Annotated in this window: 23 protein-coding genes; 10 read left to right on the top strand and 13 right to left on the bottom strand. The window is 74.4% G+C overall.

Annotation, left to right across the window (positions count from 1 at the left end; all coding sequences use genetic code 11):
* On the top strand, positions 1 to 2,031 hold the full coding sequence (locus FOF52_RS04330) for an FUSC family protein (protein WP_341849740.1): 2,031 nt from the start codon (positions 1 to 3) through the stop codon (positions 2,029 to 2,031).
* 102 nt (positions 2,032 to 2,133) lie between these two features.
* Here the strand turns inward: FOF52_RS04330 and FOF52_RS04325 are convergent, their stop codons facing one another.
* Positions 2,134 to 2,793 carry a cyclase family protein gene (locus tag FOF52_RS04325; RefSeq protein ID WP_248592537.1) on the bottom strand — a complete coding sequence of 220 codons (660 nt, stop codon included), beginning with the start codon at positions 2,791 to 2,793 and terminating at the stop codon, positions 2,134 to 2,136.
* 189 nt (positions 2,794 to 2,982) lie between these two features.
* Here FOF52_RS04325 and FOF52_RS04320 point away from each other — a divergent pair, with 189 nt between their 5' ends.
* The 3 genes from FOF52_RS04320 (at position 2,983) to FOF52_RS04310 (ending at position 7,503) form a co-directional block, all read left to right on the top strand.
* Positions 2,983 to 3,684: a lysophospholipid acyltransferase family protein gene (locus FOF52_RS04320; protein WP_248593748.1), complete on the top strand. Its 702-nt coding sequence runs from the start codon at positions 2,983 to 2,985 to the stop codon at positions 3,682 to 3,684.
* 249 nt (positions 3,685 to 3,933) lie between these two features.
* Positions 3,934 to 5,283: an FAD-dependent oxidoreductase gene (locus FOF52_RS04315; RefSeq protein WP_248593747.1), complete on the top strand. Its 1,350-nt coding sequence runs from the start codon at positions 3,934 to 3,936 to the stop codon at positions 5,281 to 5,283.
* 285 nt (positions 5,284 to 5,568) lie between these two features.
* The gene (locus FOF52_RS04310; RefSeq protein WP_248592536.1) at positions 5,569 to 7,503 is read left to right on the top strand and encodes a penicillin-binding transpeptidase domain-containing protein; all 1,935 of its coding nucleotides are present in this window, start codon (positions 5,569 to 5,571) and stop codon (positions 7,501 to 7,503) included.
* A gap of 51 nt (positions 7,504 to 7,554) precedes the next feature.
* Here the strand turns inward: FOF52_RS04310 and FOF52_RS04305 are convergent, their stop codons facing one another.
* Positions 7,555 to 7,845 carry a DUF3040 domain-containing protein gene (locus FOF52_RS04305; RefSeq protein ID WP_248592535.1) on the bottom strand — a complete coding sequence of 97 codons (291 nt, stop codon included), beginning with the start codon at positions 7,843 to 7,845 and terminating at the stop codon, positions 7,555 to 7,557.
* A gap of 137 nt (positions 7,846 to 7,982) precedes the next feature.
* On the bottom strand, positions 7,983 to 9,605 hold the full coding sequence (locus FOF52_RS04300; RefSeq protein WP_248592534.1) for a glycoside hydrolase family 10-like protein: 1,623 nt from the start codon (positions 9,603 to 9,605) through the stop codon (positions 7,983 to 7,985).
* A gap of 142 nt (positions 9,606 to 9,747) precedes the next feature.
* Between FOF52_RS04300 and FOF52_RS04295 the strand changes: the two genes are divergently transcribed.
* Positions 9,748 to 10,995 (top strand): isochorismate synthase, encoded by a 1,248-nt coding sequence (locus FOF52_RS04295; protein ID WP_425265528.1) that lies wholly within the window; start codon positions 9,748 to 9,750, stop codon positions 10,993 to 10,995.
* A 21-nt stretch (positions 10,996 to 11,016) separates the two neighbouring features.
* On the opposite strand, the gene FOF52_RS04290 is transcribed toward FOF52_RS04295, so the two are convergent.
* From FOF52_RS04290 to menB, 6 genes are all read right to left on the bottom strand, one after another.
* Positions 11,017 to 11,586 carry a DUF5313 family protein gene (locus FOF52_RS04290; RefSeq protein ID WP_248592533.1) on the bottom strand — a complete coding sequence of 190 codons (570 nt, stop codon included), beginning with the start codon at positions 11,584 to 11,586 and terminating at the stop codon, positions 11,017 to 11,019.
* Entirely contained in the window at positions 11,586 to 11,918 is a 333-nt protein-coding gene (locus FOF52_RS04285) for a PadR family transcriptional regulator (protein ID WP_248592532.1), read from the bottom strand. The genes FOF52_RS04290 and FOF52_RS04285 overlap by 1 nt, the downstream gene beginning before the upstream one ends.
* Positions 11,919 to 12,057: 139 nt before the next feature.
* The gene (locus tag FOF52_RS04280; RefSeq protein ID WP_248592531.1) at positions 12,058 to 12,978 is read right to left on the bottom strand and encodes a universal stress protein; all 921 of its coding nucleotides are present in this window, start codon (positions 12,976 to 12,978) and stop codon (positions 12,058 to 12,060) included.
* A gap of 452 nt (positions 12,979 to 13,430) precedes the next feature.
* Positions 13,431 to 15,092 carry a 2-succinyl-5-enolpyruvyl-6-hydroxy-3-cyclohexene-1-carboxylic-acid synthase gene (gene menD, locus FOF52_RS04275; RefSeq protein WP_248592530.1) on the bottom strand — a complete coding sequence of 554 codons (1,662 nt, stop codon included), beginning with the start codon at positions 15,090 to 15,092 and terminating at the stop codon, positions 13,431 to 13,433.
* Between the two features lie 233 nt (positions 15,093 to 15,325).
* On the bottom strand, positions 15,326 to 16,279 hold the full coding sequence (locus FOF52_RS04270; protein ID WP_248592529.1) for an o-succinylbenzoate synthase: 954 nt from the start codon (positions 16,277 to 16,279) through the stop codon (positions 15,326 to 15,328).
* Entirely contained in the window at positions 16,276 to 17,115 is an 840-nt protein-coding gene (menB, locus tag FOF52_RS04265; RefSeq protein ID WP_248593745.1) for a 1,4-dihydroxy-2-naphthoyl-CoA synthase, read from the bottom strand. Before menB ends, FOF52_RS04270 begins: the two co-directional genes overlap by 4 nt.
* Positions 17,116 to 17,208: 93 nt before the next feature.
* Between menB and FOF52_RS04260 the strand changes: the two genes are divergently transcribed.
* From FOF52_RS04260 to FOF52_RS04250, 3 genes are all read left to right on the top strand, one after another.
* Positions 17,209 to 18,384, top strand: a complete 1,176-nt coding sequence (locus FOF52_RS04260; protein ID WP_248592528.1) for an AMP-binding protein — start codon at positions 17,209 to 17,211, stop codon at positions 18,382 to 18,384.
* 275 nt (positions 18,385 to 18,659) lie between these two features.
* On the top strand, positions 18,660 to 19,988 hold the full coding sequence (locus FOF52_RS04255) for a sigma-70 family RNA polymerase sigma factor (protein WP_248592527.1): 1,329 nt from the start codon (positions 18,660 to 18,662) through the stop codon (positions 19,986 to 19,988).
* A gap of 154 nt (positions 19,989 to 20,142) precedes the next feature.
* Entirely contained in the window at positions 20,143 to 20,505 is a 363-nt protein-coding gene (locus FOF52_RS04250; protein WP_248592526.1) for a hypothetical protein, read from the top strand.
* Here the strand turns inward: FOF52_RS04250 and FOF52_RS04245 are convergent.
* Positions 20,495 to 20,869 carry a GntR family transcriptional regulator gene (locus FOF52_RS04245; RefSeq protein WP_248592525.1) on the bottom strand — a complete coding sequence of 125 codons (375 nt, stop codon included), beginning with the start codon at positions 20,867 to 20,869 and terminating at the stop codon, positions 20,495 to 20,497. The two genes, FOF52_RS04250 and FOF52_RS04245, sit on opposite strands and share 11 nt — an antisense overlap.
* Before the next feature lie 13 nt (positions 20,870 to 20,882).
* Positions 20,883 to 21,278 (bottom strand): hypothetical protein, encoded by a 396-nt coding sequence (locus FOF52_RS04240; protein WP_248592524.1) that lies wholly within the window; start codon positions 21,276 to 21,278, stop codon positions 20,883 to 20,885.
* A gap of 108 nt (positions 21,279 to 21,386) precedes the next feature.
* Here FOF52_RS04240 and FOF52_RS04235 point away from each other — a divergent pair, with 108 nt between their 5' ends.
* Entirely contained in the window at positions 21,387 to 22,043 is a 657-nt protein-coding gene (locus tag FOF52_RS04235) for a TetR/AcrR family transcriptional regulator (RefSeq protein WP_248592523.1), read from the top strand.
* Positions 22,044 to 22,064: 21 nt separating this feature from the next.
* On the opposite strand, the gene FOF52_RS04230 is transcribed toward FOF52_RS04235, so the two are convergent.
* Positions 22,065 to 22,709 carry a response regulator gene (locus FOF52_RS04230; protein ID WP_248592522.1) on the bottom strand — a complete coding sequence of 215 codons (645 nt, stop codon included), beginning with the start codon at positions 22,707 to 22,709 and terminating at the stop codon, positions 22,065 to 22,067.
* 23 nt (positions 22,710 to 22,732) lie between these two features.
* Positions 22,733 to 23,971, bottom strand: coding sequence for a sensor histidine kinase (locus FOF52_RS04225; protein WP_248592521.1), 1,239 nt, complete (start codon positions 23,969 to 23,971; stop codon positions 22,733 to 22,735).
* Positions 23,972 to 24,115: 144 nt separating this feature from the next.
* On the opposite strand from FOF52_RS04225, the gene FOF52_RS04220 reads away from it, so the two are divergent.
* Positions 24,116 to 24,682 (top strand): hypothetical protein, encoded by a 567-nt coding sequence (locus FOF52_RS04220; RefSeq protein ID WP_248592520.1) that lies wholly within the window; start codon positions 24,116 to 24,118, stop codon positions 24,680 to 24,682.
* The last annotated feature ends 19 nt before the right edge of the window (positions 24,683 to 24,701 follow it).

Genomic DNA, 24,701 nt, shown 5'->3' with positions numbered 1-24,701 from the left:
GTGAACGGTCAGGAAACGGACGACAGCAGCAGTCCCCCGCCCGAGGGGCGGCCGCCCGCCCGGATCCGGGCCAGGATCGCCGAGCGCCCCCGGCCGCGCCTCGACCTCCGCGCGGTCTTCGGTCTGGCCCCGGGCCCCTGGGGGTGGACCCGGGGGCTGCGCGCCGGAATCGCGATGAGCCTCTCCTTCGGCCTGGTCGCCGCCCTCTTCTCCCCGTCCCTCGGCTCACTGGCCGCCCTGGGCTCGATGACCGCGCTGTACGAGCGGAACACCCCCTACGCGCACCGGGCCGCCTCACTGGCGCTGATCGCGGCGGGGTTCGTCGCCAGCGTCGCGGTCGGCTCGCTCAGCGCGGTCTCGCCGTGGTCGGCGGCGCTGGCCATCGGCGCGGTGGCGGGCACCGCCACCTGGGCCTGCCAGTCGCTGCGCGTCGAAGCGCCCGGACCGTTCTACTTCGTCCTGGTCTGCGCGATCGCCACCATCGTGCCCGGCGGGATCGCCGCGGTTCCCCAGCACGCCGGGGTGGCCGCGATCGGCGCGGGCGTCGGCTGGCTGGTGTCCATGTCGGGCGTGCTGCTGCGCTCCCGCCGCCCCGAGGAGCGGGCGGTGGCCGCCGCCTTCCGCCACCTGGGCGCGCTGCTGCGGGCCGTGGGCACCCCCCGGGTGGACCACGCCCAGCACGACGCGTCGCTGGCGGTCGCCGCCGCGTGGCGGATCGTGCTCCAGGCCCAGACCCGCGGCCACCGGGACAGCCCGCGCGCCGCCCGGCTGCGCGCGCTGCTGCGCTGGGTCTCCGACATCCACCTGATGGCCACCGAGGTGACACTGGGCCGCACCACTCCCCTGCCCGGGGTGGTCGCCGACTTCGCCGACGACCTGGCCCGCGCGGTGGCCCGGCCCGAGGCCTCGCCCGCCCCGGAGCGGCTCGACGGGGCGCGCCGCGGGCTGCGGCCCCGCTCCCTGGAGTCGCGGCTGTACCGGCTGCTGGCGCGGGCCGCGCGCAGCGCCCGCCGGCTCGACCACGAGGTGGAGGGGCGCGGGGTACAGCTGTACGACCGGCGCACCCCGCCGCTGCTGGACTCGCTGCGCTCGGGGTGGAGCAGCGAGTCGCTGGTCCGGCCGACCGCGCTGCGCATGGGCATCACCGTGGCCGTCGCCGGGCTGCTGGCCATCCTGCTGGGTTTCGAGCGGTTCTACTGGGTGCCGATCACCGCGGCCTCGGTCCTGCAGGGCGGCAACGTGGTGCTCACCGCCAACCGGTCGGCCCAGCGCGCGATCGGCACCGCGGTCGGCGTGGTGCTCGGCGGGCTCATACTGGCCCTCCCGCTCCCGCTGCCCGCGGTGGTCGCGGTCGCGGCGCTGCTGCAGGCGCTGGCCCAGACGGTGCTGCCGCGCAGCTTCTGCTACGCCAGCATCGCGCTGACCCCGATGGCGCTGCTGCTGGCGTACACGGCCGCGCCGTACCCGGTGGAACTGCTGGTGCGCGAACGCATCGTGGACACCCTGGTCGGTTCGCTGGTGGGAGTGGCGGGGGCGCTGCTGCTGTGGCGGCGCGCCTCGGCGAGCCGCCTGCCCCAGACCATCGCCACGACACTGCGGACCAGCCGCCGGGTGCTGCTGGAGGCCCTGGACCCGGATGTGCGCCTCGGGCCGGAACAGCGCTACCGGCTGCGCCGGGACCTGCGCGCGGACCTGCTGCGGCTGCGCGGCGTCTACGACAGCGCGGTGGGCGACGTGCCGCGCGCCGAGCACACCGCCCCGCTGTGGCCGGTGGTCATCGCCGCCCAGCGCACCGGCTACCTGGCGCTGGCGACGCTGGCGGCCGAGGACGTGCCGCCCACCACGCACATCACGCTGCAGCGGCTGGGACTGGCCTTCGACGAACTGTCGGCGGCGCTGCGGGAGCGGCGCGCCCCCCGCCTGGGGGCGCTGCCCAGCATGCCCGACCACCCCCGGCTGGTCATGGAGGTGCGGGCGCTGGCTGCGGCCCTGCGCACCGCGGCCGCGGGCCGGGGCTCCCCGCAGTCGTGACCCGGCCGGAGGGGGCGGGGGCGCCCCGGCGGAGCCGAGCGGGGCCCGCCAGGGCTTCCGGCCTGCGGTCCCCCCAGGGGAGGAGCGGCCCCGTCCCGGGCCTCAGACGAGGGCGAAGGCGCGGACCGGCATCGTGCCCATGCCGCGGACCTTCACCGGGACCGCGAAGAACTGGAAGCCCTCCTCGGGCAGCTGGTGGAGCAGGCACAGGTGCTCCACCACGGGGATGCCGGCGGCCAGCAGGACCGAGTGCGCGGGACGGGCTCCCCCGCTGTCGGGCGAGGTGTCGTCGATGTTGACCGAGTCGATGCCCACCAGGGTGGCGCCGGCGTCGACCAGCGCCTTGGCGCCGTCCTCGGTGAGGAAGGGGTGGTCGGGTCCGCCGTAGGCCTCGGTGCGCCAGTGCCGGTCCCAGCCGGTGCGGATCAGCACGGCCCGGCCCGCCAGGTCCAGGCCGCGGAAGGCCTCGGGGCCGACCCCGCGGCCGACGGCGTCGACCACGCGTCCCGGCAGCGCGGCGACCTTCTCCAGCGGGAGGTCGGCCAGGTCCGAGCCGTCCCGGTAGCGGTGGGAGGGAGTGTCCAGGTAGGTGCCGGTGTTGCCGACCATCGAGATGCGGCGGATCTGGAACTCGGTGCCGGAGGCGTAGTCCTCCCGCGACTCCTCGAACGACAGGTGGTCCTCGACGACCGGGGCGGGAAGTCCCGGGTAGGTGGTCATACCAGCCACGATCTGGTGGCTGACATCAATCAGACGCGCCATGGTATGGATCCTCGTCTCTTCCCCGATAGGTCTAGACCACTGTAGCGCGAGATGCCGGGGAGGATTTTCCCGGCACTCCGTGACCACGCCGTTGTCTGCGACCGGTAGAGTTCCGCGCGGTCGATCGTGGCCCCGCGCGGCCACGCGCGGGTGACGACAGGGTGAAGCGAGGGGGAACGGGCCGTGCCGCTGACGCTGTACGAGGCCGCCAAGGTGATCGTGGCTCCGACCACCCGGGCGCTGTGGCCCCTGCACGTGGAGGGCCTGCACCACATCCCCGCGCACGGCCCGGTGATCCTCGCCTGCAACCACCTGTCCAACCTCGACCCGCTGTTCCTGGGCGTGGTGGTGCCGCGGCCGATCGTCTTCATCGCCAAGAAGGAGCTGTTCGCCGAGGGCAACCCGGCGCAGCGGGCCTTCACCCGGGCACTGCGCGCCATCGGCCAGCTGTCGGTGGACCGCCGCCCCGGGCAGAGCGCGCAGGAGGCGATGGACAACAGCCTCGCCGTGCTGGCCGAGGGCAGGGTGTTCGGGATCTTCCCCGAGGGCACCCGCTCCCCCGACGGCCGCCTGTACAAGGGGCAGACCGGACTGGCCTGGCTGGCGCTGTCCTCCGGCGCCCCGGTGGTCCCGGCCGCACTGGCGGGCACCAACCGCATCATGCCCGCGGGGCGCCGGATCCCCTCGCTGCGCCGGATCGGGGTGCGCTTCGGCGAACCGGTGGACCTGTCCCCGTGGGAGGGGCAGGCGGGACGGGCACGCGCCCGGCGGGAGGCCACCGAGGCGGTGATGGCCGCCATCCAGAAGCTCTCCGGCCAGGAGCGGGTGGCGCGGTTCGCCTCCTCGGTCAAGGCCGAACTGGCGGCGGGACGGACGGCTCCCGCGGCGTGACGGCGGCGCACGGCTGACCGCGCCCCCCTCCTGCCACCCGGTGTGGCCACCGCTACACTCTCGGTGGATCGTTTCCTTCGGCATATTGCCTACCTGACCGATCGGTTGACTGGATAACCGCACTCCCAGTCGGCCCCGGTCGGGTCGATCTCAACACCTCCGGGCGTCGGGGAGCGCACCGCGTTTCGCCTGACGCACCGCCCGCACGGCCCGGAGACGAGGGGAGAACCGATGACGCACCAGCTGCGCGTGGGAATCGTGGGCGCGGGGCCCGCCGGGATCTACGCCGCCGACCTGCTCACCAAGGACGAGACCCTGGCCGCCGCCGGGGTACGGCCCAGCATCGACGTCCTGGACCGGCTGCCCGCCCCCTACGGCCTGGTCCGCTACGGCGTCGCCCCCGACCATCCCCGGATCAGGCAGATCCAGGGGGCGCTGCACAAGGTCCTCGACCGGCCGCAGGTCCGTTTCCTCGGCAACGTCGACTACGGCGTCGACCTGAAGCTGGAGGACCTGCGCCGCCACTACGACGCCGTCGTCTTCGCCACCGGCTCCGACCGGGACCGGAGACTGGACATCCCCGGAATCGACCTGCCCGGCAGCCACGGCGCCGCGGACTTCGTGGCCTGGTACGACAGCCATCCCGACGCCCCCGAGGCCTGGCCCCTCGGCGGCACCGCCGCCGCCGTGCTGGGGGCGGGCAACGTCGCCGTGGACGTCGCCCGCATCCTCGCCAAACACGCCGACGACCTGCTCGACACCGACATCACCGACAACGTGCACCGCGACCTGGCCGCCAAGCGCATCACCGACGTGCACGTCTTCGCCCGCCGCGGCATCGCCCAGGCCAAGTTCACCCCCATGGAACTGCGGGAGCTCGACCAGCAGCCCGGAGTGGAGGTGGTCGTCGACCCCGAGGAGTGCGAGCTCGACGCGGCCGGCATCGCCGCCGTCAACGGCTCCAACCAGATCAGGACCAACGTCAGGATCCTGCAGGACTGGGCGGTCCGCGATCCCCGCGGGGAGCCCCGCCGGGTCCACCTGCACTTCCTGCAGCGCCCGGTGGCCGTCCTGGGCGCCGACCGCGTCACCGGGCTGCGCACCGAACGCACGGAACCGGACGGCTCCGGCGGGGTGCGCGGCACCGGAAGGTTCCTGGAGTACGAGGTGCAGAGCGTCTACCGCGCCATCGGCTACCTCGGTTCGCCCCTGGCCGACCTGCCCTTCGACGAGGAGCGCGGTGTCGTGCCGAACGCGCGGGGACGGGTCCTGGACCTCGACGAGCGGCCGGTGCCCGGCGTCTACGTCACCGGCTGGATCAAACGCGGCCCGGTCGGCCTCATCGGCCACACCAAGGGCGACGCCCTGGAGACCGTGGCCTGCCTCGCCGCCGACCTCGCCGCACTGCCGCGCGCCGCCGAACCGGACCCCGAGGCCCTGATCCGCCTGCTGCACGCGCGCGGCGTCCCGTTCACCACCTGGGAGGGGTGGCAGCGGCTGGAACGGCACGAGGAGGAGCTGGGACGCGCCCGGGGGCGCCGGCGGACCAAGGTCCGCTCCCGGGCGGAGATGACCCGGATCTGCCGGACCCGGGACTGACCGGAGACGCTCCGTCGTCCCGCTTCGCCCCCCGCGGCCGTCACGATGGGTTAGAGTCTCTGCTTGGCTGGTGTGGTAGCAAGTGTCCCCCGGGCTCTAACCCACGCCTTCGCGGAATACCGCGTGCGGCCCGCACACCGCGGCTCGCCCGCACGGTCCTTCGGAGCCGCGTTGTGCCCTGTGCCGAGAGGCGACCGCCGCACCAGCCACACACCTCTCCGTCCCGCGTCCCCTCTGCTCGCGGGGCTTCCTCCTCCCCGACCCCGATCCCTAAGGACGACGCTCTTGAGCGCGGACGACGAACGGACGTCCCGAGAACGTCCCTCTCCCTCCGAGCCTCTCCCCGCTCCCCGCCGTTGGCATGGACCACCGGGCGACCCCCACCACGACTCCGGCCCCGGCCGCCCGTACGACCCCCCGCGCGGCCGCCGTCCGGCCCCCCACCCGGCCGAGCACCACCACCGGTACGACCCCGACGAACCCCGGTACGACCACCCTGCCCCCGGCCGCCGGCACCCTTCTGACGACCCGTACGACTCCGAGGACGAGCACCGCCGCGGAGGCGGGCCGCGGAGGCGGGCCCGGCGCGGCCCGCTCCTGGCCGTCCTGGCCGCGGTCCTGGTCGTGGCCCTCGTGGGCGGAGGCGTCTACTGGTACCTGGCCTCCCGTCCCGCCCCCGAGGACACCGTGGCCGCGTACGCGGCCGCCTGGAGCTCCGGCGACCACCCGGCCCTGGACCGGCTGGCCACCTCGGGGGAGGCCTCCGCTCTCCACTCCGCGGTCGCCGAGAACCTGGGCGTGGAGTCGGTCGAGGTGACCACGGGCGCGACCGTGGTGGACGGCGACACGGCCACCGCCCCGTTCACCGCCACCCTGGCCCTCGGCGACACCGGGGAGTGGACCTACGAGGGCGAACTGCCGCTGCGACGCGTCGACGGACAGTGGAAGGTCGACTTCAGCCCCGCCGCGCTGCACCCGGCCCTCGGCCCCGGCCAGACCCTGGCACGCTCCGACACCTGGGGAGAACGCGGTCGCGTCCTGGCCTCCGACGGCACCCCCGTGGACACCCCGGACGTCTCCGGGTCGATCCAGATGATCGTCGGGGAGGTCGGCCCCGCCACCGCCGAGGACGTCGCGGAACTCGGCCCCGCCTACGACGAGGGCGACCCGGTGGGCAAGAGCGGCCTGCAGCGCTCCCTGCAGGCGCGCCTGGCCGGCACCCCCACCACCCTGATCCAGGTGGTCGAGGAGGGCACAGAACCCGTCGAGGAGCCGGAGGACTCCGCGGTCGTGGGCACCGTCGAGGGCGCCCCGGGGCAGGACGTCACCCTCTCCATCGACCTGGAGGTCCAGCAGGCCGCCGCCAACGCGATCATCGGGCAGAGCAAGGAGACCGCCCTGGTCGCGATCCGCCCCTCCACCGGAGAGGTCCTGGCCGTGGCCAACGTCCCCGGCGGGTTCAACCGCGCCCTGGAGGGCCAGTACGCTCCCGGATCGACCTTCAAGATCATCTCCTACGACGCGCTGCTCGGCGCCGGGCTGGGCACCGACGCCACCATGGACTGCGCCGAGACCGTCGACGTCGGCGGCTGGCCGTTCCGGAACGCCGGAGAGGCCGCCTACGGCGCCCAGAGCGTCACCGAGGCGTTCGCGACCTCCTGCAACACCGCGCTGATCTCCGAGGTCGTCACCCGGTTGGACGCCTCCTCCCTGGTCGCCGCGGCCGAGAGGTACGGCTTCAACCGCGACCTCGACCTCGGCGTGCCCACCTTCACCCCGACCTTCCCCACCCCGGAGAACGAGACCCTGCTGGCCGCCATGAGCATCGGCCAAGGCCAGATGCTGACCTCCCCGGTGCACATGGCCACCGTTCCCGCGGCCGTGGCCGACGGGCACTGGCGTGCGCCGGTGCTGGTCACCGATCCCGCCCCGGCCGACCGGCCCGCCCCGGTGCCGGTCGACCACGCCGAGCAGCTGCGCGCCATGATGCGCGCGGTCGTCACCGACGGCACCGCCGAGGACGTCGGCTTCACCGGCGAGGTGCACGGCAAGACCGGCACCGCCGAGTACGGCGAGTACGTCGAGGACGAGGAGATGTCGGCGCACGGCTGGTTCGTGGGCTTCGAGGGCGACGTGGCCTTCGCGGTGATCGTCGAGGACGGCGGCAGCGGCGCGGGAGCCGCCGCCCCGCTGGCCCAGCGCTTCCTCGCCGGGCTGTGACCCGGTTCCGCCGCGGGCTCTCCGGCCTGTCCGGGGAGCCCGCGCCCGCGCTCAGGGCGTGAGCGTCTGCGACACCCCGCCGCCCGGGCGGTCGGCGGGCGCGGGCTCCCCCTCAGGCCCGGCACCGGGCACCGCCACGAACAGCGCGACCAGCAGCCCCGCCACCACGACCGCGATCGCGCCGCACACCGCCCAGGGCTTCCACGCCTCCGCGACCTCCTCGGAGTCGCTGTAGTCGTCCGTGTCGAAGGAGGCCAGCACCTCGGCGAGCTCGGGATCGTCGGCGCTGAGCCGGTCCTCGATCTCGGCCAGAATCCGCCGCTCGTTCTCCCGCAAAGACATGGCGCCCTCCTTCACCGACCGGGACCCAGCACCGGTGCGCGTCTGCGACTCTGCCCCGCTACCCAGTTTCTATCCGTTCGGCGGCGGGCGATACCCGGCCTGTTGCGCCCCGACCTAACCAGAAGGTTGGTGTTGGCTCACCCCGGGGCCACCACGACGCCCTCCGCGGGCGCGCTCTCCACCCGGAAGGCGTCCAGCGCGGTCACGTGGTAGCGCACCGCCTCGGAGCCGTCGTAGGCGTCACGGTAGGTCCGCTGCTCTCCGCCGAGCACCGCCACCAGGTGTTCGGCGTCGGCGAGCGCGCAGAGGTCGGCGTCGGCGGGCACCCGGTAGACGGCGTACATCCGGTCGTCCGCCCCGCCCTCCCAGCTCAGCGTCACCCCCTCGGCGTCGGCCTCGGCGGCCAGTCCGCCCACCGGCGCGGGCGTGCCGCGGGCGTCGTCCGCCGTCGGCGGCAGCGCCGGGCGCGTGTAGTGGTCGGCCGCCACCCGCTCGACGGCCTGGCGTGCCCGGCCGTCGAGGTCCTTCATCGAGAAGTAGACGTCGCCGGTGATCTCGGGGTGGGCGGTGTTGAGGTCCAGCTGCCGCGACAGCGCGTCGGCGCCCCGCCAGCCGTCCTCCCCCACCCGGTAGGCGGCCTGTCCGATGTACAGGTCCACGCCGGTGCCCGCCACCTCCGCGGCCCACCACGGCGCCAGTTCGGCGTAGTCGGCGGTGGCGAAGCCCTGCGGCCAGTACAGCTGCGGGACGACGTAGTCGATCCAGCCCTCCCGGATCCAGGTGCGGGTGTCGGCGTTGAGGGCGTCGTAGGACTGCAGGCCGCTGGTGGCCGACCCGGACGGGTCGCTGCTGCGGTTGCGCCAGATCCCGAACGGGCTCACCCCGAACCGCACCCACGGCTTGGTCTGCTCGACGCGTTCGTGCACGTCCCGGATCAGCTGGTTGACGTTGTCGCGCCGCCACTCGGCCCGGTCGTCGAAGCCGTCCCCGTGGGCCCGCCAGCTGGCGTCGTCGTCGAAGGCCTCCCCCGCGGCCGGATAGGGGTAGAAGTAGTCGTCGAAGTGCACGCCGTCGATGTCGTAGCGGTCCACGACGTCGGCGACCACGTCGACGACCCATGCGCGGGCCTCGGGGTTGCCGGGGTCGAGGTAGCCCTGGTCGTCGTAGGTGATCATCCAGTCGGGGTTGCGGCGCACCGGGTGGTCGTCGACGAGGTGGTCGATGTCGGCCTCCTGCCAGCCGACCCGGTAGGGGTTGAACCAGGCGTGCAGTTCCAGGCCGCGCGCGTGCGCCTGGTCGACGGCGAACTCCAGCGGATCGTAGCCGGGGTCGCCGCCCTGCTTTCCGGTCAGGTAGCGGGCCCACGGTTCCCGTTCGGAGCGGTAGACGGCGTCGGCAGTGGGCCGCACGTGGAAGAACACCGCGTTGAGTCCCAGTTCGGCGGCCCGGTCCAGCTGTGCGACGAGCTCGTCCCGCTGCTCGTCGGCGCTCAGTCCGGACTCGGAGGGCCAGTCGATGTTGCGCACGGTGGCGATCCACACACCGCGCAGCTGCCGTTTGGGGAACTCGGCGGAGGTCGCGCAGTCCTCGGGCACGGGTTCGGCGCCCGCCGTACCGTTCGCCGTGGGCGGCGCCGATCCGCCGCCCGTGTCGGCGGCCGCACCGGACACGTCGGGCACGGCCCCCTCGGGGACCGATCCGCACGCGGCCGTCACCGACAGCAGCGCCGCGGCGGCGACGGCACGGGTCAACCATCCCATTGGGCACTCCCCCACAGCACACCTCGACACGGGACGAACGTTCGCCAGCCTAGACGCCCCGGACACCGCCGACACCGCTCCGGCGTTTCTGTGCTGGTGGCGGCGTCGGGGCGGTCGAGGCGGCGGCATAGACTCCATCCTCGTGATCTCTCCGACCTCCTGTGAACGTCTGACCGTGCGAACCACGGCGCTGCCCGAGGAGCGCGCCCTGCTCGACCTGCTTCCCCCCGCTGCACCGCTGAGTTGGGTACGGCGCGGTGAGGGCCTGGTGGCGTGGGGGACCGCGGCGCGGCTGGACCTGCCCGCCGAGAGCGAGCGGTCCGGCGTGTGGCGCTTCACGGCGGCGGCCGAGTGGCTGGAGTCGCTGTTCGCGGGGATCACCGTGGACGACGAGGTGCGCCGGCCGGGCAGCGGCCCCGTGGTGTTCGGCTCGTTCACCTTCGACGGCCGCGACGCCGGGTCGACGCTGGTCCTGCCGCGCGTGGTCGTGGGGCGGCGCGGCGGCCGCACGTGGCTGACGGTGGTGGGCGAGGAGGACGCCCCCCTCGCGGCCGCGCCGCCGCCGCGGCCGGTGGGCGCGCTGCGGTGGTTGCCGGGCACGGTGGGCGAGGACGCGTGGACCTCGACGGTGGCCCGGGCGGTGGAGCGCATCCGCGACACCGGGCTGGCGAAGGTGGTGCTGGCCCGCGACGTGGTGGCCGAGGCCGCGCACCCCATCGACGTGCGCACCCCGCTGGCGCGGCTGGCGGCCGACTACCCGGACTGCTACGTCTACTCGGTGGCCGGGCTCACCGGGGCCACCCCCGAACTGCTGCTGCGGCGGGCCGGGGACCGCCTGGAGTCGCTGGTGCTGGCCGGGACGGCGCCGCGGGGGGCCACCGGGCGCGAGGACGCCGCCCTGGCCGAGGCGCTGCTGGCCTCCGCCAAGGACGTCGAGGAGCACGCCTACGCGGTGGAGTCGCTGCGCGAGGCGCTGGGGCCGTTCTGCGCGGAGCTGCGCGCCCCCCGCCGCCCCGAGCTGCTGCGGCTGGCCAACGTGCAGCACCTGGCCACCCCGGTGCACGCGACGCTGGCTCCGGGGACGGCGACGCTGCGGGTGCTGGCGGCGCTGCACCCCACGGCCGCGGTGGGCGGCACCCCGACCCGGACGGCGATGGAGGTCATCGGCGAACTGGAGGGGATGCGGCGGGACCGCTACGCCGGTCCCGTGGGGTGGATCGACGCGCACGGCAACGGCGAGTGGGGGATCGCGCTGCGCTGCGCCCAGATCGACGGCGCACGGGCCCGCCTGTTCGCCGGGGCCGGCATCGTCGGCGACTCCGACCCGCGGGCGGAACTGGCCGAGACCACCGCGAAGTTCCGCGCGATGCGCGCGGCCCTGACGGACTGACCGCGCCGGGGCGGGGCCCGGTCAGTCCCGGACGGCGCGCATCCTTCCCTGCTCGTCCTGGTAGGTGCGCCAGCGCACCGGGGTGCCGTCGTGGTGGAAGTCGTGCTTGTCCAGCATCCTGCGGCGGTAGCGGCCGGTGGTCGGCAGCGACGTGAGCACGAGGAGCAGGGCCACGGTCGCCATGATCGCGGTCCGGTCCATGCTCAGCCCGAACAGGTCCACGGTGGGCCGCGGGGGCAGGAGGCACAGGGGGACGGCGACGGCCAGGTGGAGGGCGAGGAGCGACACGCCCCGGCGCAGCCAGTAGCGGCGGCCCAGGAGGTCGTCGCGCGCCCACATGCGGTACCGGAACGGCACCCGCACGTCGAACAGCCGGTACAGCAGCCAGCGTCCCATCGGGGGGCGTTCCCGCCACCGGGTGGCCAGCCCCGCGCGCACCAGGTCGCGGTACTGGGTCCGGAGCGACGCCGGGTCGGCAGGGTCGGCCAGTTCCAGCGCGGTGGCGACGATCTCCTCGCCGTGGCGTTCCCGGTAGTGGCGGGGGTAGTAGCGCAGGGCGCGGCGCAGCCGGTGCTCGTGGCGGTCACTCATCAGGCGGTCCCCCATCCCGGTCGCATCGCCAGCAGGCGGGTCCGGGCGAGGCGGGCCATCCGCGCCATGCGTTCGGTCTCCTCGGCCAGCACCCGGCGGCCCTGCTCGGTCAGCTCGTAGTAGCGGCGGTTGCGTCCGTTGACGACCTCTTCGCGGGCGACCGCGACCAGTCCCTGCTCGGCGAGGCGGTCGAGCGCTCCGTAGAGGGTCCCCGCACCGAGTCGGACGCGCTCTTCGGACAGCTCCCGCACGGTGGTGGTGATGGCGTACCCGTGCCGCGGCCCGTCGGTCAGCGCCAGCAGCACGAGATAGCTCTGCTCTCTCAATCGCATGAACTTAATATATCGGATACCGATATATATTGAAATATGAAGTGCTCCCCGGCGCGCCCCCGTCCCACCGGCCAGAGCGTGGCAGCGCCGTACCGCACCGGCCCGGGGAGGCGGGAGAACGCGCGGCGGAGGCGCCGGGTCACCGGGTGTCGTCGGCCACGTGCACCACGGCGACGGGCACCACGGCGTGGTGCAGCACGGACCGGCTGACCGACCCCAGCAGCAGTCCGGCGAACCCGCCGCGGCCGCGCGAGCCCACCACGACCAGGTCGGCGTCGGCCCCCTCGGCCAGCAGCGCGGCCGCGGGGTGGCCCTCGGGGGCCTCCGCCCGCACCGGGACCCGCTCGGTCAGCGGGGTGCGGGCGTCGTCGACCGTCCGCAGCAGCCAGTCGCGGACGCGGGCGACCTGCTGCTCGCGGTCGATGTCGACGTCGGCGTGCAGCACCGTGAACGGGTCGACGGGCGCCTCGGGCGCCTGCCAGGCGGACACGGCGACCAGCTCGGCGCGCAGCCGCTCGGCCTCGACCAGCGCAAACCGCAGCGCGGCGGCGGCGTGCACGGAGCCGTCCACGCCCACCACGACACGTCCGCGGCGCGCCGCGGGCTCCTGGCTGGTCGGCGGGACCACCACGACCGGGCAGGAGGCGTGGGCGGCGACCCGCTGGGCGACCGAGCCGAGGAAGAGCGACCTGACGCCGCTGAGGCCCCGCGAGCCCACCACGACCAGGTCGGCGGCCTCGGAGGCCCGGATCAGCGCGTGGTGCGGCTCGATCCGGGAGACCTCGGTGTCGGCGTCCAGGCTGGGCGCGGCCGCGTGCACCCGCTGCAGCGCCTCGGCCAGCAGCGCGGCGGCGGCGTCGGAGACCTCCTGGGAGGGCGCCGTCCGGATCGGTCCGCCCAGCGGAGTGGTCACCAACGGCAGGCTCATCGCGTAGACCAGGCGCAGCCTCGCACCGCGTCCCGCGGCGGCGTCGACGGCCCAGTCCAGGGCGTGCAGGCTGCCCTCGGAGCCGTCCACTCCGACCACGACCGTGCCCGCTGCGGCTTCTCGGTGCGACATGCGCTCTCCTTCTGGTTGGGGTCCCCGTGCCTTACTACCCCGGTCCTCCTCCCGCCGCTCGCGCCACCTGTCGGCGGGGCCCACGGCCAGGCGGGGTCCGCCTCTACGGCGATCAGCCGCCCCGGGAACCGGAGCACGGCCAGGAAGGCGTGGTGGAACCGGTCGGGGACGGGGGTCGGGGAGCGACGGTTCCGCACGCCCCCTCCTCGTGTCTGCCTGTGCACGACCAGATACACGTACACCTACCAAGGCGTGAACCGAGCCCCCACCCGGCCCCGAGAAGGCGCGACACCACTCGCAGCACACTCAGAGGGCCGGTGAACGCGACGAACAGGACCCGTCTCCCGCCCCTTCTTCGGAAGAGGGGCCCGCAAGAGCCCCGCGCCGCCTGCCCGCCCCGGCGGCGACGCGGCCGCGGGCGCCGGAAGGCGGCGCCCCTCCTCGGTCCCCGCTCACCGCACCGCGTCGGCCACCGCGTCCTGCAGCGCGCGGCGCAGGCGGGCCGAGGCGGCGCGGTCGGTGCGCACCTCCACCAGCCGCAGCCCCTCCCCCAACAAGGCCTTGGGCAGGTCGGTGGCCCACTCCAGGCGCGTGTAGGGCAGGTCCGCGGTGGCCGCGACCTGCTCCACGGACACTCCGTGGGGAGTGCCGAAGACCCGCTCGAAGTCGGGGTGCCCGGCCTGCTCCAGTCCGGAGAAGATCCCGCCGCCGTCGTTGTTGACCACCACGACCGCCAGGTCCGGGCGGGGCTCGTCCGCCCCCAGCAGCAGCCCGTTCTGGTCGTGCAGCAGCGCCAGGTCCCCCAGCAGCGCGAACGCCTCTCCCCCGCCGTCGGCCTGGTGGGCCAGGGCCGCGCCCACCGCGCTGGAGACCGTGCCGTCGATGCCGCTCACCCCCCGGTTGCCGACCAGGCGCAGCCCGCAGCGCGGCCGCATCACCGCGTCGAGGTCGCGGATCGGCATGCTGGCCCCGGCGAACAGCAGCGCCCCGGCCGGCAGGTGGGCGGCCAGGTCACGGGCCAGCCGCAGCTCCGACAGCGCCTCGTCGGCGTCCAGCAGCCGGTCGGCGGCCTCCCGGGCGGCCGCCTCCGCCGCCGTCCACGACGCGGCCCAGGCGGTGTCGGGCGTGGCCGCCTCCGGCGCGCGCACCGCGCCGACCACGTCGGTGGCGGTCCGCACCGGATCGGCGAACGCCGCCGGGTCCCCCACCACCACGTGCCGCTCGGCGCGGCGCAGGTAGGCCAGCAGCTGCCGGGACAGTCCCGGACGGCCCACGCTCACCACCAGTTCGGGTTCGTGGGCGGCGACGAACTCGGGGACCGCCAGCAGTTGCCGGTAGCTGGAGAGCGCCTCGGCGCGGCGGGCGTTGGAGGTGGGTTCGGCCAGCAGCGGCCATCCGGTCCGGGCGGCCAGCGCCAGCAGCGGCACCGGGTCGTAGTCGCCGTCGCCGCACACGATGACGCCCCGCTCCACCGCGGGCAGCTCCACCGGTTCGGGTTCCCCGGGCCGCGGGGCCGCCTCGATCCACGGCCGCTGCCCCGGCCTCCCGGCCAGGGGCTCCGGCCACGGCCGGCCGCCCTGGCCGGGCACCAGCGGTTCCCGGAACGCCAGGTTGAGGTGGACCGGGCCGGGTCTGCTCCCCTGGGCCGCCGCCCAGGCCCGGCAGGCCAGCGACCGCCAGTAGGCGACCATGCCCGCCTCCGGTTCGGGCACCCCCACCTCGGCGAAGAAGCGCACCGCCGACCCGTACAGGCCGATCTGGTCCACCGTCTGGTTGGCGCCGGTCCCCCGCAGCTCCGGCGGCCGGTCCGCGGTGAGCACCACCAGCCCCACCTCGCTCTGGTCGGCTTCCAGCACCGCGGGGTGGAAGTTGGCCGCGGCAGTGCCCGACGTGCACACCAGGGCCACGGGGCGGCGCGACACCCGGGCCAGCCCCACCGCCAGGAAGGATGCCGACCGCTCGTCGATACGGACGTGGGTGCGGATCCGGGGGTCGGCCACCAGGGCCAGGGCCAGGGGAGTCGAACGGGACCCCGGCGCGACGACGGCCTCGGCCAGCCCCAACCGGGCCAGCTCGTCGACCAGGACACGCGCCAGTGCGGTAGACGGATTCATGCACACTCTCTTACCGCAAGACCTACTTGCCAGTCGTATCCGCGCAAACCTGGACACCTCGTCCAGGACTCCCGCTCGGCCCTCCCGTGCGACCACCGCGAACCGACCGGGTAGGACCCGAGAATATGCCCCCTCCGCGGCGGAATCGTCACCGCCGCCCGCGGCGGCCCGCCCCAGGCCCCCGTGGTCCGCCCCGCCGGCTCACACCGCGGGTCCGCGCCCCGTCGGCGGGTTCACGGCCACGGCGACCGCTCGACGCGCTCCCACTCGGCGCGCGCCGCCGCCATCCGCTCCCGCCACGCCGCCGGATCGACCTCGACCTCGGCCAGCCGCCGCTCGGATACCTCCACCCGGCGCACGGGCAGCATTCCGCCCTCGGGCAGCAGCGGGTCGTCGCACACGTCGGAGCGCAGCAGCCGCATCGTGGCCAGCCCGCAGGCGTACGGCAGCTCCGGCAGGGCCGCGGCCAGCGCCACGCCGGCGGCCAGCCCCACCGAGGTCTCCACCGCGCTGGAGACCACCACCGGCAGCCCGCACTCCTCGGCCAGCCGCAGCGCGGCGCGTACCCCGCCCAGCGGCTGCACCTTGAGCACCACCACGTCGGCGGCCTCGGCGTCGCGCACCCGCAGCGGGTCCTCGGCGCGCCGGACCGACTCGTCGGCCGCGACCGGCACCGACACCCGCCGCCGCACCCGGGCCAGCTCCTCCACCGTGGCGCACGGCTGCTCCACGTACTCCAGGTCGAAGCGGTCCAGCAGCCGGATCATGCGGACCGCGGTGTCGACGTCCCAGGCCCCGTTGACGTCGATGCGCACCTTCCCGCGCGGACCGATCGCGTCCCGCACCGCCTCCACGCGGGCCAGGTCGTCGGCCTCGGTCTGCCCCCGCTCGGCCACCTTCACCTTGGCCGTGGCGCAGCCGGAGGAGGTGACGAGGCGCGCCGCCTCCTCCGGCCCCACCGCCGGAACCGTGGCGTTGACCGGCACCGCGTCGCGCACCGGCGCCGGCCAGCCGACCTCGGCGGCCTCGTGGCAGGCCGCCCACCAGCGGGCGCACTCGGCGGGACCGTACTCGGCGAACGGCGAGAACTCCCCCCATCCCGCCGCGCCGCGCACCAGCATCCCCTCGCGTACGGTGACGCCGCGGAACCGCGTGCGCAGCGGAATGGCGAACGCCCGGCCCGTCACGGGCGGCGCGGGAACTTGTCGAACTCGGGACGGCGCTTCTCCTTGAACGCGTCGCGCCCCTCCTGGGCCTCCTCGCTCATGTAGTAGAGCATGGTGGCGTCCCCGGCGAACTGCTGCATGCCCGCGGCGCCGTCGCTGACCGCGTTCAGCGCGCCCTTGAGCATGCGCAGCGCCAGCGGGGACTTCTCCAGCAGCTCCCGCGCCCAGGCGACGGTCTCCTCCTCCAGGCGCTCCAGCGGCACCACCGTGTTGACCATGCCCATCTCCAGGGCCTCCTGGGCGGTGTACTGGCGGCACAGGTACCAGATCTCGCGGGCCTTCTTCAGCCCCACGGTCTCGGCCAGCAGCCAGGAGCCGTAGCCACCGTCGAAGGAGCCGACCTTGGGACCGGTCTGCCCGAAGCGGGCGTTGTCGGCGGCGATGGTCAGGTCGCAGCAGACCTGCAGCACGTTGCCGCCGCCGATGGAGTAGCCCGCCACCATGGCGATGACCGGCTTGGGCAGCCGCCGGATCTGCACCTGCAGGTCCAGCACGTTGAGCCGGCCGATGCCCTGTTGGGCCACCGCGTCGTCGCCCAGGTAGCCGTCGTCGCCGCGGATCTTCTGGTCGCCACCGGAGCAGAACGCCTGGTCCCCGGCTCCGGTGAAGATGATCACCCCGACCGAGGAGTCGTCCCGGGCCACGTTGAAGGCGTGCTGCAGCTCGAACAGGGTCTGCGGACGGAAGGCGTTGTGCACCTCCGGGCGGTTGATGGTGATCTTGGCGATGCCCTCGGCGGTCTCGTAGATGATGTCGGTGTAGTCCCCGGACCGCTTCCAGTCCACCACGCTGCCCACGTCCTCGCCTCTCCTGGTCTGGTTCAACCTTGCACTTCCGGGGGTCAACCCTAGCCGCCTCCACCACCCGGTCACGCACTACCCTTGACAACCATGCCGAACCGACGTCCCCTGGAGGCGGTGGTGGGGCTCGCCGCCGAACACCTCGCCGAGCTCCTGGACGCCGCCCTGGACGGACGCGGACCCGCCCTGCTGCCGATCCCCGCGGACGTCCCCGAACCCCGCCGCCGCGTCCTGCTGGAGACGATGCGCCCGACCAGCGTGCGCACCCCCGAGGGGGTGGCGGCGCTGGCCGACGGCGTCCCCGTGGCCGACGGCACCGCGCTGGTCATCGCCACCTCCGGCTCCACCGGCCGTCCCAAGGGCGTGGAGCTGGGCTCCGCCGCGCTGCTGGCCTCCGTCCGCGCCGCCACGGCGCGGATCGGTGCGCGGCCGGGCGAGCCGTGGCTGTGCGTCCTGCCCACCGCGCACATCTCCGGCCTGCAGGTGCTGCTGCGCGCCCGCCTGCTGGACGCACCGGTGCTGCACCGCTCCTTCGACGCGGCGGCGGTCGCGGCCGCCGCCGGGCACCGCCCGCACGTGTCGCTGGTCCCCACCCAGCTGCGCCGCCTGCTGGACGCGGGCGCGGACCTGTCGCCGTTCCGCACCGTGCTGCTGGGCGGCGCCGCCGCCGACGCCGGCCTGCTGACCGCCGCCCGCACGGCCGGCGCCCGCGTCGTGACCACCTACGGCATGAGCGAGACCTGCGGCGGGTGCGTCTACGACGGTGTGCCCCTGGACGGGGTCGCGGTCGACCTCGACGAGGAGGGCCGCGTCCTGCTGTCGGGGCCCGTGCTGTTCCACGGCTACCGGCTGCGCCCCGACCTGACCGACCGCCACCTGGTGGAACGGGACGGCCGCCGCTGGTTTCGCACCTCGGACCTGGGGGTGTGGGAGGAGGGGCGGCTGCGCGTCCGCGGCCGCGCCGACGACGTCATCAACACCGGCGGCCACAAGGTGGTGGCCGCGGAGGTGGCGGCCCTGCTCACCCGGCTGGACGCGGTCGCCGAGGCCGCCGTCGTGGGGCGCCCCGACCCCGAGTGGGGGCAGCGCGTCACCGCCGTCGTCGTCCCCGCCGACCCCGCGGCGCCTCCCACCCTGGAGCAGATCCGCGACTGGGTGGGCGCCCACCTGCCGCGCTACGCCGCGCCCCGGGAACTGGACCTGCGCGCCGAACTGCCGCTGCTGCCGTCCGGGAAACCCGACCTGCGCCGGCTGAGCCGGGCCTGACCGGGAACTCCGCGGCACCGCGGACCGTCATACCCTCCACAGGGCGGGGGGCCGGGCTCCCGGCTCCCCGCCCCGGGTCCGGACCGTCTCTCTTACCCCATCCGCGACGCGTCCACCACCGAACAGGCTGGTGATCGCGCTCACTTCTGTCGATATCCAATCGAGATTCGGGAACATTTGACTCTTCCACACGTTGGACATAGTGGCGCGCCCAAGACGGCGGTTCTCCTCTTCCGCCGCGCGCCCGATTGTCTTGAAGGGAGGGAGGTGCCCTCATGTCGCGCACTGCCCTAGCCGCCTCTCCCATGACGGCGGAGGTCGAGGCCGCCTCGGCAACGCTCGACGAGCTGATCGCCCGGGGACGCGCCCAGGGACACGTGTCTCTCTCCGAGCTGCGCACCGCGTTCTCCGAGGCCGGGATCTCCCCGTCCGAGGGCCGTTCCATTCTCCGGGAGCTGTCCGAGGCCGGCGTTCGGCTCGCCAACGGCGAGGACACCGTACTGGAGTCGGTCGACCCCGACGACAACGAAGCGCTGGAAGCCGCGCTGGAGACCACGTCCGCCGGGACCACCGGCCAACGCCGCCCCCGCAGGGGCAAGAGCCGCAGGAAGAAGGCGGCCCGGGCCGAGACGGAGCAGCACGACACCCAGGAGGCCGACCTCGACGACCACTCGTCGTCCCTGGGCGACTCCGTCCACACCTACCTCAAAGCTATCGGACGCCGTCAACTGCTCACCGCCGAGCAGGAGGTCGACCTCGCCAAGCGGATCGAGGCGGGGCTGCTCGCCGAGTACAAGCTGGGCCGGCTCGACGGCGCCCCCGAACCGACCCGGCTGAGCGACTCCGAGCGCGAGGAGCTGGAGTGGATCGCCGAGGACGGCCGCCGCGCCAAGGCGCACATGCTGGAGGCCAACCTGCGCCTGGTGGTGTCGGTGGCCAAGAAGTACAGCGACCGCGGCATGTCCCTGCTCGACGTCGTGCAGGAGGGCAACCTCGGCCTGATCCGCGCGGTGGAGAAGTTCGACTACGCCAAGGGCTACAAGTTCTCCACCTACGCCATGTGGTGGATCCGCCAGGCGATCCAGCGCGGCTTCGCCGACTCGGCGCGCACCATCCGGCTGCCCGTGCACGTCCTGGAGCTGCTGAGCAAGGTCAGCCGCCTGGAACGCGACATGCACCAGGCCATGGGGCGCGAGCCCACGCCCGAGGAGCTGGCCCGCGAGCTCGACAAGACTCCCGCCCAGATCGAGGAGCTGCTGCGGGTGACCCGCCAGCCGATCAGCCTCGACTCCACGATCGGCGAGGACGGCGAGACCCGCATCGGCGACCTCATCGAGGACGTGGACGCCTCCGAGGCCTCCGAGGTGGTGGACCGCCAGCTCATGGCCGACCAGCTGCGCCGCGCGCTCGACGACCTGGAGCCGCGCGAGGCCACCATCATGTCGCTGCGGTTCGGCCTGCTCGACGGGCGGCCGCGCACCCTCGACGAGATCGGCAAGCACCTGGGCCTGACCCGGGAGCGCATCCGCCAGTTGGAGAAGCAGTCCCTGTCCAAACTGCGGCACCCCAGCCGCGCCCGGCAGCTGCTGGACTTCGCGAGCTGATCCGGCCCGCCCACGCGTCGCGGCTCCCACACCCCGGGGACGGTGTGCCGGAGCCGCGACGCGTTTCGGCTCCCCTTCGGGGACATCCCTGATCAATCCCGGAAAACCCCCCATACCGGTCTACGGCACTTCCCCGTGGCCGATACTGGGGACCATGAGCACCGATCCTGTCTCCCGCGACACCCGCGACGAGATCGCCACCTCGCTGGAGACCAGTCGCGAACTCGGCCCCGACTACGACGACGCGGTGGCCTCCGCACTCGCCGAACGCCTCGACCAGAGCATCGCCCAGCAGGTCAGCGCCCAGATCGACGCGCGGATCGCCTCCGGGGCCCTGCCCCAGGGCAAGGGGGTCCGGGGCAACACCGTGCGCCTGGTCATGGCGATCGTCTCGCTGGGCGTGTCCGTCCCGCTCACCGCGATCGGCGCGGGTCTGGCGGGTCCCGCCGGAATGGTGGTGGCCTGGTTGGGCGTCCTCATGCTCTACTTCGTCGTGGCGCGCAGCGTCAGCGACTGATGCTCTCCACCGCCGCGCGTACGATGTCGACGGCCTCCTGCCGGGGGATGCCCAGCCGGGAGACGGTCTCGGCGTAGCGGCGCGCGGCCGCCAGCGCCTCGGCGCGCTGCCGGTCGCCGCCCGCCGCGATGAAGGTCCCCGACCGGCCCCGCGTCTCCACCACGCCGGCCTGCTCCAGTTCCCGGTAGGCGCGCGCGGCCGTGTTCACCGCCACCGACAGCTCACCGGCCAGCGCGCGCACCGTGGGCAGTTTGTACCCCACCGGCAGCAGCCCGCTGGCGGCGGCGTTGGCGACGGCCGCGCGGATCTGCTCGTACGGCGGAACCTTGGAGTTCGGGTCGATGCGCACGAAGTCCGTCGCCATGGCGCTCCTTCCCTCAGGCCGCCACCGGGTCGCGCGGCACCCGCTCGATGCCGTGCAGGCGGTGCTGCTCCCGCAGGGTCAGCAGCCGCTCGGCGCATTCGGTGACCTCCTTGACCTCCGGCCGGGCCAGCCTGCGCCGCCGGTAGATGCGGTCCTCGTAGCCGCGGAGGCCGGCCAGCACCCGCTGACGGGCGTAGGCGGCGCGCACCGCCTCGGTGAGGGCGGCGTCGTAGGCGACGCCCAGCCGGTTCAGCTCCGCCGCGTCGGCGCCGTCGCGGCGGGCCCGCACCAGCTCCTCCTCGGCCTTCCGGGCCGCCTCCAGCAGCTCCGGCAGCCGCTCCGCCCTCTCCGTGTCCTCGGCGTACCGCGCACGCGCCTCTGTTCCGACCCTGCGGGCCCTCAGCACCATGCTCGCTCCCTTGTCTCGGATGGCTAGCACCAACTCTAGAGGGCTTCGGCGGCGCCGCTCCGCCACCCGACCGCCCCTGGCTTTACGCAGTAAGTCTAGGATGGCGGTGTGAGTCGCAACAACGCCGGTCTCAGCCCCGAGCTGATCGTCACCGAGGCCCTTCGCATCATCGACGGAATGGGGCTGCGCAACCTCACCATGCGCCGCCTGGGGGACGCGCTCAAGGTCGAGGCGATGGCCATCTACCACCACTTCCCCCTGGGCAAGGAGCAGCTGTTCGGCGCGATCGTGGAGTACATCAGCGATCCCGCGCGCGCCGCCGCGCCCCGCGACGCCGCGGATCCCGAGGATTCCGGGGCCGGGGAGCCCGCGGCCGACACCCGCCCCTGGGACCAGCGGCTGCGCGACTGGGCGCACGACTACCGCGCCGCGCTGCTGCGCCACTCGGGCGCTCTGCCGCTGATGATCCACCGCCGCCCCGACACGGTGGCGGCGCTGCGCGCCACCGAACTGCACTACGCGGCGTTCACCGAGGCCGGACTGCCTCCGGAGGAGGTGCCCGGCGCCGCCGCGGCCCTGGACTCCTACGTCCTGGGCGCGGTGGTGCACCAGGTGCGCGCCGAGGGGCTGCCCAGCCGCGAACCCGCGGTCCTGGACGGGCGCTTCCCCACCGTCACGGCTCTGCGCGACGTCGAGGTCGACCACGACCGGGTGTTCGCCGCAGGCCTCGACGCGCTGCTGGCGGGTCTGACCGCCCGCCGGTGACCGCCGCCGCGCGTTCCCTCGTCAGCCAGCTCCCGCCTCCCGGGCGACGATGGCCGCCTGCACCCGGCTGCGCAGGCCGAGCTTGGTCAGGATACGGCTGACGTGGGTCTTGGCGGTGGTCTCGGTGATGTACAGGCGGCGCGCGATCTGCTGGTTGGACAGCCCCTCCCCGATGCAGGCCAGCACCTCGCGCTCGCGCGGGGTGAGCCGCTCCAGCAGCGCCGGGTCCACCCCCTCCGGCCGCCTGGGCCGGGTGCCGGCGAACTCGCGGATGAGCCTGCGGGTCACCGCGGGCGCGATCATGCCCTCGCCGCGCGCCACCGTGTGCACCGCCTCGACCAGGTCGGCGGCCTCCACGTCCTTGAGCAGGAACCCCGCCGCGCCCGCGCGCAGCGCCCCGAACACGTACTCGTCCAGGTCGAACGTGGTCAGCACGAGCACGTCCACGCCGGCCGCGGCCAGCTCCCGGGTGGCGGAGATACCGTCCCTGCGGGGCATGCGCACGTCCATGAGCACCACGTCCGGACGCAGCCGCAGGGCGGTCTCCACCGCCTCCTGTCCGTCGGCGGCCTCGGCCACCACCGTGATGTCGGGGTCGGTCCGCAGGATCATCACCAGTCCCGCGCGCACCGCCGCCTGGTCCTCGGCCACCACGACCCTGACCACGTGTCCTCGTCTCCTCTGCTCCGTCACGACTCGACCGGCAACTCGGCCCGCACCCGCCAGTTTCCGGCACCGTCGGGTCCCGCGCTCAACCGGCCGCCCAGCAGCACGGCCCGCTCCCGCATCCCGGCCAGCCCCGTGCCCGCCCCCAGCTCTCCGGGCGCGGCCGGCCCGACCGGTTCCGCGACCGGGTTGACCGCCTCCACCACCAGCCTTTCGACCGCGCCGTCCGACGCCCCCGTGCGGCGCACCGTGATGCGGACCCGCTGGGGCGCGGCGTAGCGCAGCGCGTTGGTCAGGCACTCCTGCACGATCCGGTAGGCCGCGGCGTCCACCTGCGCGGGCAGCGCGCCGACCTCCGCCACACCGTCGAGCAGCACGTCCAGACCGGCGTCCCGCGCGGTGGCGGCCAGCCGCTCCGCCTCGCTGAGGCGGGGGGTGACCCGCTCCGCCTCGGCCTCCTCCCCCGCCCGCAGCACCTCGATCATCCGGCGCATCTCGGCCAGGCCCCGCACACTGTTGTCCCGGACCGTCCGCAGCACGCCGCGCACCTGCTCGGGGTCGAAGTCGCGCAGTGCCAGGGCCGCCGTGGACTGCAGGGCCACCGCGCTCAGGTGGTTGGCGACGACGTCGTGCAGCTCGCGGGCCATCCGCGCCCGCTCCGCCGCGACCGCGTTGGCCCGGTCCAGTTCGGCCATGCGCGTGACCTGCACGGCCCGCTGCCGCTCCAGCTCGGCCCGCGCCCGGTGGGCGCGCACGCTCAGCCCGCTCGCCAGCGGCGTGCCGAAGGCCAGGACGTAGAGGCCGAGCAGTTGCAGCAGCCCGAGCAGGCCGCTGTGGAAGGAATCGGAGGGCTCCAGGAAGCCGCCCGCCGCCAGGACCGCCGCACCGCCCGCGACGACCGCGGCGACCACCCCGCGGACCAGCCGCCCCCCGCCCCACACCGAGGCCGCGTACAGCAGGTCGCTGTAGGTGATCACCACCCACGGCGACGGCCCCAGCACCACCAGGTCCACGACCAGGCCGGCCGTGCCCAGGGCCAGACCGACCCCGGGGCGGGTGCGCCGCAGCAGCAGCACCGCGCACACCACCGCCAGGGGGACCAGCAGCCAGCGCGGGTCGACCCCGTCCCGGCGCACGTACACCCCCAGGGCCCACAACAGCAGCCCCACGGCCAGGTGGGCCGCCGCCCACAGCAGGCTGCCCAGCCGCGAGAGCCCGCCCAGCACCTCGCGGTCCAGCAACTCCGCCCACACCTGTCGCATGCCTCCCATCTCAGCACGGCCCCGCCACCGGCACGTCGTCCGAAAGCAGTACCTCCTCTCCTTCCTTGCGCGGACGCGCCGGGACGCTTCCGCGCGACACAGTGGGGCGGGACAACGGACCGTGGAAGACGTGGAGGAGCCCTCATGGTCGTGGCCGCGATCCTCGCGTGCGAAGTGCTGTTCTGGGTGGTGCTGCTGGGCGGGCTGAGCGCGCGCTACCTGCTGCGCCTGCGCCGGCTGAGCACCCTGCTGCTCCTGCTGGTCCCGGTGCTGGACGTGGTGCTGCTGCTGGTCATCGCCTGGCACCTGCGCTCCGGCGGCCACGCCGATTTCAGCCACGGGGTCGGCGCGCTGTACCTGGGCTTCACCGTGGCCTACGGGCACAGTGTGATCGCCTGGGCCGACGCGCGGTTCGCGCACCGCTTCGCGGGCGGCCCCCCGCCGCCGCGGCGCCCCCGCTCCGGGCTGCCCGCCCTGCGGTACGAGACGGCGGGGTGGGTGCGCGGACTGGTGGGCGCGGGGGTGGGCGCGGCCGTGCTCGGCGGCCTGGTCTGGTTCGTCGGCGACGTCGAGCGCACCGCGGCGCTGCTGCGGTTCTTCCCGCCGCTCGTGATGTTCACGGTGGTCAACACCGTGGTCTTCGTCTGGGGCTGTGCGGCGGCGCTGTCCCCCTCCCGGGATGCGAAGGACCCCGAACGCATGGCAGGTTGATCGGGTCCCTCCGCCGACC

It is taken from the genome of Thermobifida alba (assembly GCF_023208015.1).
GTDB classification, from domain to species: domain Bacteria; phylum Actinomycetota; class Actinomycetes; order Streptosporangiales; family Streptosporangiaceae; genus Thermobifida; species Thermobifida alba.
The sequence above is the reverse complement of the archived record's forward strand: the minus strand, read 5'-3'. Positions and strand labels throughout refer to the sequence as shown.

Excerpts from the sequence above, each read along its gene's own strand:
- FOF52_RS04255 (WP_248592527.1), top strand. The coding sequence starts at position 18,660 with ATGTCGCGCACTGCCCTAGCCGCCTCTCCCATGACGGCGGAGGTCGAG.
- FOF52_RS04260 (WP_248592528.1), top strand. The coding sequence starts at position 17,209 with ATGCCGAACCGACGTCCCCTGGAGGCGGTGGTGGGGCTCGCCGCCGAA.
- FOF52_RS04325 (WP_248592537.1), bottom strand. The coding sequence starts at position 2,793 with ATGGCGCGTCTGATTGATGTCAGCCACCAGATCGTGGCTGGTATGACC.
- menD (WP_248592530.1), bottom strand. The coding sequence starts at position 15,092 with ATGAATCCGTCTACCGCACTGGCGCGTGTCCTGGTCGACGAGCTGGCC.
- FOF52_RS04305 (WP_248592535.1), bottom strand. The coding sequence starts at position 7,845 with ATGTCTTTGCGGGAGAACGAGCGGCGGATTCTGGCCGAGATCGAGGAC.
- FOF52_RS04290 (WP_248592533.1), bottom strand. The coding sequence starts at position 11,586 with ATGAGTGACCGCCACGAGCACCGGCTGCGCCGCGCCCTGCGCTACTAC.
- FOF52_RS04250 (WP_248592526.1), top strand. The coding sequence starts at position 20,143 with ATGAGCACCGATCCTGTCTCCCGCGACACCCGCGACGAGATCGCCACC.
- FOF52_RS04245 (WP_248592525.1), bottom strand. The coding sequence starts at position 20,869 with ATGGCGACGGACTTCGTGCGCATCGACCCGAACTCCAAGGTTCCGCCG.
- FOF52_RS04240 (WP_248592524.1), bottom strand. The coding sequence starts at position 21,278 with ATGGTGCTGAGGGCCCGCAGGGTCGGAACAGAGGCGCGTGCGCGGTAC.
- FOF52_RS04225 (WP_248592521.1), bottom strand. The coding sequence starts at position 23,971 with ATGCGACAGGTGTGGGCGGAGTTGCTGGACCGCGAGGTGCTGGGCGGG.
- FOF52_RS04285 (WP_248592532.1), bottom strand. The coding sequence starts at position 11,918 with ATGCGATTGAGAGAGCAGAGCTATCTCGTGCTGCTGGCGCTGACCGAC.
- FOF52_RS04280 (WP_248592531.1), bottom strand. The coding sequence starts at position 12,978 with ATGTCGCACCGAGAAGCCGCAGCGGGCACGGTCGTGGTCGGAGTGGAC.
- FOF52_RS04300 (WP_248592534.1), bottom strand. The coding sequence starts at position 9,605 with ATGGGATGGTTGACCCGTGCCGTCGCCGCCGCGGCGCTGCTGTCGGTG.
- FOF52_RS04220 (WP_248592520.1), top strand. The coding sequence starts at position 24,116 with ATGGTCGTGGCCGCGATCCTCGCGTGCGAAGTGCTGTTCTGGGTGGTG.